This is a genomic window from Mycobacterium canetti CIPT 140010059 (assembly GCF_000253375.1).
GTDB classification, from domain to species: domain Bacteria; phylum Actinomycetota; class Actinomycetes; order Mycobacteriales; family Mycobacteriaceae; genus Mycobacterium; species Mycobacterium tuberculosis.
In genome coordinates, this window is record NC_015848.1 from 1409475 (window position 1) to 1420090 (window position 10616).

Sequence of the window (10616 nt, forward strand, 5' to 3'; positions counted from 1 at the left end):
TCCTCGAGCGTTCGGCTGAGCGAACTCAGCCGAACGCCTCGTCGAGGATCTCCTGCTGTTCGACGGCGTGCACCTTCGACGAGCCTGACGACGGGGCTGACATCGCCCGGCGCGAGATTCGCTTGATCCCGGCCAACTTGTCAGGCAGCAGCTCGGGTAGTTCGAGCCCGAATCGCGGCCACGCACCCTGGTTGGCCGGTTCCTCTTGGACCCAGAAGAACTCCTTGACGTTCTCGTAGCGGTCCAGCGTTTCACGCAGTCGACGCCTGGGCAGCGGGGCGAGCTGTTCAAGCCGCACGATCGCGAGGTCATTGCGGTTGTCCTTGGCCTTGCGGGCGGCCAGCTCGTAATACAGCTTGCCACTGGTCAGCAGGATCCGGCTGACCTTGTTGCGGTCTCCGATGCCGTCCTCATAGGTGGGTTCCTCCAGCACTGAGCGGAACTTGATCTCGGTGAAGTCCTTGATTTCGCTGACGGCGGCCTTGTGACGCAACATCGACTTGGGCGTGAACACGATCAGCGGGCGTTGGATGCCGTCCAGGGCATGCCGGCGTAGCAGGTGGAAGTAGTTCGACGGAGTCGACGGCATCGCGATGGTCATCGAACCTTCCGCCCACAACTGCAAGAAGCGTTCGATCCGGGCAGAAGTGTGGTCGGGTCCCTGCCCCTCGTGCCCGTGCGGTAACAGCAGCACGACGTTGGACAATTGGCCCCACTTGGCCTCACCGGAGCTGATGAACTCGTCGATGATCGACTGCGCGCCGTTGACGAAGTCGCCGAACTGCGCCTCCCAGAGCACCACGGCGTCCGGATTGCCCACAGTGTAGCCGTACTCGAAGCCGACGGCGGCGTACTCCGACAGTGGCGAGTCGTAGACCAGGAACTTTCCGCCGGTCGGGCTGCCGTCGGAGTTGGTCGCCAGCAGCTGCAGTGGTGTGAACTCCTCGCCAGTGTGGCGGTCGATGAGAACCGAATGCCGCTGGGAGAAGGTGCCGCGGCGGCTGTCCTGCCCCGACAAGCGCACCAGCTTGCCTTCGGCCACCAGCGAGCCCAGCGCCAGCAGCTCGCCAAAGGCCCAGTCGATCTTGCCTTCATAGGCCATCTCCCGGCGCTTCTCCAGCACCGGTTGGACTCGCGGGTGCGCGGTGAAGCCGTTCGGCAAGGCGAGGAACGCATCGCCGATCCGGGCCAGCAGCGACTTGTCCACCGCAGTGGCCAGCCCCGCGGGAATCATCTGGTCGGACTCGACCGACTCGCTCGGCTGCACACCGTGCTTCTCCAGCTCGCGCACTTCGTTGAACACCCGTTCCAGCTGGCCCTGGTAGTCGCGCAGCGCGTCCTCGGCCTCCTTCATCGAGATGTCGCCACGTCCGATCAGGGCTTCGGTGTAGCTTTTGCGGGCCCCGCGCTTGGTGTCGACGACGTCGTACATGTAGGGGTTGGTCATCGACGGGTCGTCACCCTCGTTGTGCCCGCGGCGGCGGTAGCACAGCATGTCGATGACGACGTCCTTCTTGAACCGTTGTCGGAAGTCCACCGCCAACCGCGCCACCCAGACACACGCCTCCGGGTCGTCGCCGTTGACGTGAAAGATCGGTGCCCCGATCATCTTTGCGACGTCGGTGCAGTACTCGCTGGACCTGGAATACTCGGGCGCGGTGGTGAAGCCGATCTGGTTGTTGACGATGATGTGGATGGTGCCGCCGACGCGGTAGCCCGGCAGATTCGCCAGGTTCAGCGTCTCGGCGACCACACCCTGACCGGCGAACGCGGCATCGCCATGCAACATCAGCGGCACCACCGAGAACGCCCGTTGGCCGTCGCTGTCGATGCTTCCGTGGTCGAGCAGATCCTGCTTGGCCCGCACCAATCCCTCCAGCACCGGGTCGACGGCCTCCAGATGCGACGGGTTGGCGGTCAGCGACACCTGAATGTCGTTGTCGCCGAACATCTGCAGGTACAGCCCGGTGGCGCCCAGGTGGTACTTGACGTCACCGGAGCCGTGCGCCTGCGACGGATTCAGGTTGCCCTCGAACTCGGTGAAGATCTGCGAGTACGGCTTGCCGACGATGTTGGCCAGCACGTTGAGCCGGCCCCGGTGCGGCATCCCGATGACCACCTCGTCGAGGCCGTGCTCAGCGCACTGGTCGATCGCCGCGTCCATCATCGGGATCACGCTTTCGGCGCCTTCCAGCGAGAACCGCTTCTGGCCGACGTACTTGGTCTGTAGGAACGTTTCAAAGGCCTCGGCGGCGTTGAGCTTGCTGAGGATGTATTTCTGTTGGGCCACAGTGGGTTTGACGTGCTTGGTCTCGACCCGTTGTTCGAGCCACTCCTTTTGTTCGGGGTCGAGGATATGGGCGTACTCCACGCCGATGTGGCGGCAGTAGGCATCGCGCAGCAAGCCCAGCACGTCGCGCAGTTTCTTGTACTGCGCACCGGCAAAGCCGTCGACCTTGAACACCCGATCGAGATCCCACAGCGTCAGGCCGTGGGTCAGCACTTCGAGGTCGGGGTGACTGCGGAACCGAGCTTTGTCCAACCGCAGCGGGTCGGTATCGGCCATCAGATGGCCGCGGTTGCGGTAGGCCGCGATCAAGTTCATGACGCGAGCGTTCTTGTCGACGATCGAGTCGGGGTTGTCGGTGCTCCAGCGCACCGGCAGATATGGGATGCTCAGTTCGCGGAAGACCTCGTCCCAGAAGCCATCCGAGAGCAGCAACTCGTGGATGGTGCGCAGGAAGTCGCCCGATTCCGCGCCCTGGATGATGCGGTGGTCGTAGGTGGAGGTCAAAGTGATCAATTTGCCGATGCCCAGCTCGGCGATGCGTTCCTCGCTGGCGCCTTGAAACTCGGCGGGGTATTCCATGGCGCCCACGCCGATGATGGCGCCCTGGCCGGGCATCAGCCGCGGCACCGAATGCACGGTGCCGATGGTTCCGGGATTGGTCAGCGAAATCGTCACGCCGGCAAAGTCTTCAGTGGTCAGCTTGCCGTCGCGGGCCCGGCGTACGATGTCTTCGTAGGCCGTGACGAACTGCGCGAATCGCATGGTCTCGCACCGCTTGATGCCGGCCACCACCAGGGAACGCTTCCCGTCCTTGCCTTGCAGGTCGATCGCCAGGCCGAGATTGGTGTGCGCCGGCGTGACCGCGGTGGGCTTGCCGTCGACTTCGGTGTAGTGCCGGTTCATGTTCGGGAATTTCTTCACCGCCTGCACCAGGGCGTAGCCCAGCAAATGCGTGAACGAGATCTTGCCGCCGCGGGTCCGCTTCAACTGGTTGTTGATGACGATCCGGTTGTCGATCAGTAGCTTGGCCGGGACCGCCCGGACGCTGGTCGCCGTCGGCACCTCCAACGACGCGGACATGTTCTTGACGACGGCCGCGGCGGCGCCGCGCAGCACCGCTACCTCGTCACCTTCGGCTGGCGGGGGAACGGCAGTTTTGGCGGCCAGTGCGGCGACCACGCCGTTGCCCGCGGCCGCGGTGTCGGCCGGCTTGGGGGGTGCCTGCGGGGCGGCCGCAGCGGCCCGCTCGGCAACGAGTGGCGAGGTAACCCGGGTTGGTTCGGCAGCTGGTTGGGAGGTGGGTTCGGGGCTGTAGTCAACCAGGAACTCGTGCCAGCTGGGATCGACCGAGGAGGGGTCGTCGCGGAACTTGCGGTACATCTCTTCGACCAGCCATTCGTTTTGCCCGAATGGTGAACTTATGTTGGCCACGGCCGCTGTTCGCCTCGATTCTTCTGCTAGTTGAAGTCCTGCAAGCGCATTGCGCGGCGCCTGCTGGCAGTCGGTGAACGGTCTGCCCCATAAAGGCTAACGCTTTGCCAGCGATTCGCCAGAGAGACCGGGCAACGCGCGCTAGCTGGCATCCCGAACGGTCGGTAGCACGTGCAGGGTGACCGGCCAGCGCGCCGGCGGGGTGCCGAATGCCGATCGCGCATTACGGACGAGCTTCTTGCCGACCAGCCGATTGCCGATGGCGCCGATGATCGCGCCGATACCCATCGGCACCAGCTTGCCAAACATGAGCGCGCCGCGTTTCAGCGCGAATCGTTTGACGACGTATTTGAGCATTCGCGAATTCAACGCCGATATCGCCGGCAGCGGCAGCGAGGCCATGGTCTCCGACACCCAGTCGCCGCTGGTTCGGCCCGGACCGAGCAGATCGGCCACCGCAGTAGTGTTGTCGCCGACCAGCACCGCCAAGACCAGGGCACGGCGCCGTTCTCGGTGGTCGAGGGGAATGGCGTGTACCGAGGCCAGCGCCAGCACGAACAGCGCGGTGGCCTCGAGGAACACGACAACCTCTCCGGCCGCGGCGAACCATGCGGCCAGGGTGCCGATCCCCGGTAAGGTCGCGGCCGCACCTACCGCCGCTCCACTGGCCGTCACCACCGACAAGAAGCGTTTCTCGAGCTTGGCGACGATCTTGGCGGGGCTGGCCCCCGGGTGGGCGCGACGCAGGCGGGCCACATACGCCTGTGCTGCCGGGCCCTGTATCCGCGAACTCCGTTCGATGACCTGCGCCAATGCCCGCGTGGACACTTTGGGCCGCCCGCCGGTCCCGGCCAGCTGCGGGTCCGGCTCAGCTGCATTTGCGGATCGATTGTCGAACCTTTTCCAAGACCTGATTCGTCGAGCGCTCATCTTCTCTCCTGCGAATGGCGTCCCCTCAGGCTAATGCCGGTTCAACGATCCGAGCATGTGTTTCGGTAGCGGCGCGGTTCACCGCTCGAAGCGGAATAATGCGGCGTGGACATTGGTGACGATACGGGTTGCCCTGGTGCATGCCGTGACGCCCGTGACCCAATGCCACCGCTAGCAAGCCAAACGAGGTGCGTGTATGACTACGGCGATACGCCGGGCGGCCGGGAGCAGCTACTTCCGAAACCCCTGGCCTGCGCTGTGGGCGATGATGGTTGGCTTCTTCATGATCATGCTCGACTCCACCGTCGTAGCCATCGCGAATCCGACCATCATGGCCCAGCTACGCATCGGTTACGCCACCGTGGTTTGGGTGACCAGCGCCTATCTGCTGGCCTACGCGGTGCCAATGCTGGTGGCCGGCCGGCTTGGCGACCGGTTCGGCCCGAAGAATCTCTACCTGATTGGCCTGGGGGTATTCACCGTTGCGTCGCTGGGGTGCGGTCTGTCGAGCGGTGCCGGCATGCTGATTGCCGCTCGAGTGGTGCAAGGTGTCGGCGCCGGATTGCTTACCCCGCAGACGCTGTCGACGATAACGTGGATCTTCCCGGCTCATCGCCGCGGTGTCGCGCTGGGCGCATGGGGCACCGTCGCCAGTGTCGCCAGCCTGGTGGGACCGTTGGCCGGCGGCGCGCTGGTCGACAGCATGGGGTGGGAGTGGATTTTCTTCGTCAACGTTCCCGTCGGCGTCATCGGCCTGATCCTGGCGGCCTATCTGATTCCGGCACTACCCCACCACCCGCATCGGTTCGATTGGTTCGGCGTCGGATTGTCTGGTGCGGGAATGTTTCTGATTGTCTTCGGACTACAGCAGGGCCAGTCCGCCAATTGGCAGCCTTGGATTTGGGCGGTGATCGTCGGCGGTATCGGGTTTGTGTCGCTGTTCGTTTACTGGCAGGCGCGGAACGCCCGCGAGCCGCTGATCCCACTGGAGGTCTTCAACGACCGGAACTTCAGCTTGTCCAACCTCGGGATAGCGATCATCGCCTTCGCGGGGACGGGGATGATGCTGCCGGTGACGTTTTATGCGCAGGCGGTGTGTGGGTTGTCGCCGACCCACACGGCCGTGCTGTTCGCGCCGACGGCGATCGTCGGTGGCGTGCTGGCCCCGTTCGTCGGCATGATCATTGACAGGTCCCATCCGTTGTGCGTACTGGGTTTCGGCTTCTCGGTGCTGGCGATCGCAATGACATGGCTCTTATGCGAGATGGCTCCGGGCACGCCCATCTGGCGGCTGGTGTTGCCGTTCATCGCGTTAGGCGTTGCTGGGGCGTTCGTGTGGTCGCCGCTGACCGTCACCGCGACCCGCAATCTACGGCCGCACCTGGCCGGTGCGAGCTCAGGTGTGTTCAACGCCGTCCGGCAGCTGGGGGCTGTGCTGGGGAGCGCGAGCATGGCCGCGTTCATGACGTCGCGCATCGCCGCCGAGATGCCCGGTGGTGTGGACGCCCTTACCGGTCCCGCCGGGCAGGACGCTACCGTGTTGCAGCTGCCCGAGTTCGTGCGCGAACCCTTCGCGGCCGCGATGTCGCAATCGATGCTGTTGCCCGCCTTCGTCGCCCTATTCGGGATCGTTGCCGCGTTGTTCCTGGTTGACTTCACCGGTGCTGCGGTTGCCAAAGAGCCGTTGCCCGAATCCGATGGCGACGCTGACGACGACGACTATGTCGAGTACATCCTTCGTCGGGAACCGGAAGAGGATTGCGACACCCAGCCGCTGCGGGCGTCGCGCCCGGCAGCGGCCGCAGCGTCACGCAGCGGTGCTGGGGGTCCGCTGGCGGTCAGCTGGTCGACGTCAGCCCGAGGAATGCCCCCAGGTCCACCAGGCCGTCGGGCGTGGCAGGCAGATACTGAGTCAACAGCTCCGAGCGCACTATAACCGCGGCATACTGTGCCCGACTGACCGCGACGTTGAGCCGATTCCGGTTGAGCAGGAACGAGATTCCGCGTGGAACATCGTCGGCGGACGAGGCCGTCATCGAGATGAAGACCACCGGTGCCTGCCCGCCCTGGAATTTGTCGACGGTGCCTACCCGTACTCCGTCAGCCCCGCCAAGTCCGGCAGACGCCAACCGCCGACGGACCAGCGCCACCTGGGCGTTGTACGGCGCGAGCACAAGCACATCGGAAGCGGCCAGTGGCCGGGTGCCGTGCTCGTCGGTCCACGGCGAGCCGAGCAGCTGCCGCAGCTCGGCGAGGATCGCCTCGGCCTCTTCGGGGCTTTCGATCGAATTGCCCTTGTGGTGCACGCCACGCGTATGCACCCCCGGGGGATACCCGTCGAGGCGGCGCACGGCGGTGCGCTCGGTGTGGGAGCACAGCCTGCCCTCGTAGGACAACGCCGACACGGCCGCGCACACCGCCGGGTGCATCCGGTACGAGCGGTCTAAGAAGTAGCCGCGTTCGTCGGGCAGCGTGTGTTGCCCATCTACCAGCCACGACAATGCGGAGGTGTCGACGGGTTCGGGATGTGTGCCCTGACTTACCTGAGGCAGTTGCTGTGGATCGCCAAGCAGCAACAGGTTTGTGGCCGCGGGCGCCACGGCGATGGTATTGGCCAGGCAGAACTGGCCAGCCTCGTCGATCACCAGCAGATCCAGGCTGGCTTTCGGCACCCGATTGCCGTTGGCGAAGTCCCACGCCGTGCCGCCGATCACGCATCCGGCGGTGTCGCGGATGAATTCGGTGTACTGGCTCCCGTCGATCGACTGCCAGCGCCCAGCGGTGTGGTCGTGCGGCTTTTTGGCGACCTGCCCCGGGTCCAGGCCAGCGCTGATCACACCTTCCAACAGGTTCTCCACCGTGGCGTGCGACTGGGCGACAACGCCAATACGCCAGGCATGCTCGGTGACCAACTCCGCGATCACCCGGGCCGCGGTGTACGTCTTGCCGGTCCCCGGAGGGCCGTGCACCGCCAGGTATGACGAGTCCAAGTCCAGCGCCGCCGCGGCGATATCGGTGACTGGGTCACTGCTGCGGGGCAATGCGGCGCCGCTGCGCGTGCGAGGAGGGCGACGCAGCAGCACGTCCATTAGCGCGGTGCTGGGCAGTTGCGGCAATCCGGAAGCCACGGCAGCGGCCGTCGATTCGATCGATTCCCGCAGGGCCGTCGTCGGCACCGGCGGCCCGGGAGCGAGCGCGAACGGGAGCTGCTGAAATGTGTTGCCGTCACTGCCGGTTCGTTCGACGATGACCACCTCGGTGGGCACAGTGGGGTCGTCGGTCTCAACCACTGCGGCGGGGCCCGCGGCTCGGCGATCAGGATTGTCGGTCATGCCCGGCGGCGCCGGGGGTTCGTAGAGGGCAAACACATTCCCGTTGAGGTCCCCACGTGCCAGTTCACCGGTAAGCCGGACCCGCCGCTGCGGCTTGCGCGCGCGAGGCGGCATATGCCAGTCGACGGTGACCGAAGCCTCGCTGGCAAGGAAGACGTCCGTGCTGTCCGACCATTCGTCGACGGGGTAGTTGAGCCGGTCGAAGTGCGCCCACCAGAACGGCTTGTCCTCGCGGCGATGATAGCCGCGGGCAGCGGCCAGCAAGGCGACCGCTGTCTGTTCCGGCGTGCGCTCGCCGGCGGCGGCATCGCCGGTGAACTTGGACAGTACCGACGCCAGCGAGTCACCGTCGTCGATAGGGTCGGCGTCCGGAACTGGTTGAGCGCCAATGGGTGTGACGCCGGCTTCCCAGGCGCGCATGAGCAGCCAGTCACGCAGCGCGCGGGTGGACCGGCAGTCGTAGTGGTTGTAGCCTTCGATCTCTTTGAGCACGGTTGCCGCCTCATCGATGCGGCCGGCCGCGCGCAGTTCGCAGTACCGGGCATAGGAGTTGATCGAGTCGGCGGCGGTGGTGACGTCGCCGGAGCGTGGCTGCGTCCCGAGGTACAGCGGCTCCAGCGCCTTCAAGCTGAACGAGTCGGTGCCCACTCGAATGCTCTTGCGTACCAACGGGTATAAGTCCACCAGGACTCCGTTGCGCAGCAAGTCGTCGACGTCGTCCTCGCCGATGCCGTAGCGTCCGACCAGCCGCAGCAGCGCGGTCTTCTCGTAGGGCGCGTAGTGGTAGATGTGCATGTTGGGGTGGCGCCGGCGCCGTCTGGCGACTATCGCCAGGAAATCGGTCAGCGCCTGGCGTTCGGCTGTCCAGTCATGCGCCCACAATGGTCGGAATACTCCCGCCCGTCCGGCTTCCAGCACCCCGAACAGGTATTCTAGGCCCCACTGTTTGCCGTCGGCGGTCCACAGCGGGTCACCCTCGAAGTCGAAGAACAGGTCGCCGGGGTTTGGCTCCGGCAGCAGTGTCAGCGGCCGCGGGTCGACGATCTCGAACTGTGGTGCTCCCGTATCGCGTTGGCGGATTTGCAGTTTGGCCTGTGCGGTCAGCTTGCCCAGCGCGTTCGTGGTCAGGCCGGGAACCGGCGCGGTGTGATCTGCCAGTTCGGCGATCGTGGTGATGCCGGCCTCAAGGAGCTTGTCGCGCTGGCGGACTCGCATCCCTCCGACCAGTAGCAGATCGTCGCTGGCGCGCAGCCGCTCGGTGCACTGCGGACAGCGGAAGCATGCCTGCACGCGTTCGTCGTCCCAGCGCACCGCGGTGCCCGCGGTGTAGTGGCCGTCCAGCAATCGCTGTAAAAGCGCACGCTGGGACCGGTAGACCGGGATGAGCTCGCCGACGCGGTAGCGCACGATCGTGCCGTCGCCGAGTTCGAGCTCGGCGTCGGCAGCCACCGGAACGCCCGAGTGAACCAGCGCATCGGCATAGGCCGCCAGCTGTAGCAGCGCGGTCACGGTTGGCGAGCGGGCGAGCTTGGTGTCGGCGACCCGGTACCGGTGACCGTCGCGGATCAGGAAGTCGGCGAACCCGACGAAGCGGCCGTCGAACATGGCGGCCTGATACACCACCGGGGCGTGGTTGGCGATGGCACGTCGCGTCGCGTCGGCGGCTGCCGCCAGCCCGGCGGGCGTGTAGGCCGGCCGGCCAATGATAGCCACCGCGTCGCCGAACTCGTGGCGCAGTTGGTCGAGTCGGCGTCCTTCATGCGCGCTACCGAGAACGGCGGCTCGCGCCATCAGTTCGTCGTCAACTGCGACGGCCGGTCCCCGGCCTAGTTTCGCGTCGAATTCACGGAGCAGTGCGTACTGGCACCGGGCGGCGGCTGCGAGATCCGAAGCACTGTAGACGATGCTGTTACCGGTGACGAACACAGCAGCAACTCCTCGGTGAGACAACGGACAGGCAAACTGGGCTGCACCCGTCGGCTTAACCGCCGGTGGTGTTGCCGATCAGCTCGACGCCGCCGCCGTTCCAGCGGAACTTGACAACGTTGTTCAACCCGATGCCGCTGGCATACGTCAATGCCACCGTGTCTCCCGTGCACTGCGAGGTGTCGATGCCGGTGAACCCATAGGTGTCGGGCACCCCCTGCGGTATGTACTTGCCGAGGTGGAACATCACCGCGCGGGTGGTCGGATTGCCGGCGTTCGTGTTGGCCTTGATGACCACCGCCGACAGCTGGGCACACTCGTTGTAGTTGCCGGCCAGCGGTTCTGGGTTCCAGGGCTGCTCACTGCGCGGATCGCGAGGAAGTTCGGAGACGACTTTGGCGATTGTGGGCGAGGCGAGGTTCACCGCACACGGGTCGACCGGCACGGCGCTGTGGTTGCTGGGTGGGGCAGCCGTCGCGGACGGCGGGCTCGGTTCGCTGCTCGGCGGGGCCGGGTGAGCAGTTGACAGGGATGGGGTGGCCTCCGGCGTCTTAGCGACCGTGGAGTCCCCCGAACCGCAACCGGTCAACGTCGCGGCGACCAATGCAGCGACCACGCCAACACGCGGCGTGGTGGGGCAGGGTGGTGACCACACACCGGGCACCGTACCGCCATCGGGCCCGCGGGTGCGGTAGGCGTGGCCGGGT

5 protein-coding genes are annotated in these 10616 nt (G+C 65.7%); 1 reads left to right on the forward strand and 4 read right to left on the reverse strand.

Annotated features, from left to right (window positions below):
- Positions 1-25 precede the first annotated feature (25 nt).
- Both MCAN_RS06635 and MCAN_RS06640 read right to left on the reverse strand, forming a co-directional pair.
- Positions 26-3721: a multifunctional oxoglutarate decarboxylase/oxoglutarate dehydrogenase thiamine pyrophosphate-binding subunit/dihydrolipoyllysine-residue succinyltransferase subunit gene (locus tag MCAN_RS06635; RefSeq protein ID WP_003406323.1), complete on the reverse strand. Its 3696-nt coding sequence runs from the start codon at positions 3719-3721 to the stop codon at positions 26-28.
- A gap of 141 nt (positions 3722-3862) precedes the next feature.
- Positions 3863-4651 carry a hypothetical protein gene (locus MCAN_RS06640; protein WP_014000678.1) on the reverse strand — a complete coding sequence of 263 codons (789 nt, stop codon included), beginning with the start codon at positions 4649-4651 and terminating at the stop codon, positions 3863-3865.
- A 196-nt stretch (positions 4652-4847) separates the two neighbouring features.
- Here MCAN_RS06640 and MCAN_RS06645 point away from each other — a divergent pair, with 196 nt between their 5' ends.
- Entirely contained in the window at positions 4848-6587 is a 1740-nt protein-coding gene (locus MCAN_RS06645; protein WP_014000679.1) for an MFS transporter, read from the forward strand.
- Here MCAN_RS06645 and MCAN_RS06650 read toward each other — a convergent pair.
- Positions 6490-9909 (reverse strand): TM0106 family RecB-like putative nuclease, encoded by a 3420-nt coding sequence (locus tag MCAN_RS06650; RefSeq protein ID WP_014000680.1) that lies wholly within the window; start codon positions 9907-9909, stop codon positions 6490-6492. The genes MCAN_RS06645 and MCAN_RS06650 overlap by 98 nt on opposite strands.
- A 55-nt stretch (positions 9910-9964) precedes the next feature.
- A complete protein-coding gene (locus MCAN_RS06655) occupies positions 9965-10573 on the reverse strand; it encodes an LppP/LprE family lipoprotein (RefSeq protein WP_014000681.1) in 609 nt (202 codons plus the stop codon).
- Positions 10574-10616: the final 43 nt, after the last annotated feature.